Origin of the sequence: Bacillus sp. SIMBA_026 (assembly GCF_046535335.1) — a bacterium.
Classification (GTDB): Bacteria; Bacillota; Bacilli; order Bacillales; family Bacillaceae; genus Bacillus; species Bacillus velezensis.
Genome location: NZ_JAWRWX010000042.1, coordinates 1 through 394 on the forward strand (window position 1 = coordinate 1; position 394 = coordinate 394).

Genomic DNA, 394 nt, shown 5'->3' on the forward strand with positions numbered 1-394 from the left:
CCTGGATCGTGCGCCAGAATCTCAGCGCATCGATCCGCGTTTTTTCCGCCTGCCAAACGGGCAACCCCTCATGCATGTGCGAATCAAGCGCGTCCCACTTTGCCATCTCGCCGCCCCATTCGCTTTCATACCGGACAATCAGATGGTCGATGCGATCCGCCAGCCACGGCTTTCCAAGCGCCTTTTGCAGTTCGCGTGCGGTGATCTTGCCGTCCTTCTGTTCCTGGCCGTCGATAGCGTCTTCAAGCCTCTTGATCACCTCATCGGATCTCGCGGTGTCGAACGAATCTTCGAAACGCGCAATCTCGTCAGGCGAACCGCTATCGGCAACATATAAAGCACGCTCGAACATGACCGATACCGACGCATCAAGAGTCGCGACCTCGAAACCTGG

General features: G+C 57.1%; 1 protein-coding gene. It reads right to left on the bottom strand.

Going from position 1 to position 394, the window contains the following annotated elements:
• The coding region (locus tag SB847_RS20585; RefSeq protein WP_410578417.1) for a hypothetical protein at nt 1–394 on the bottom strand (394 nt) is incomplete at both ends.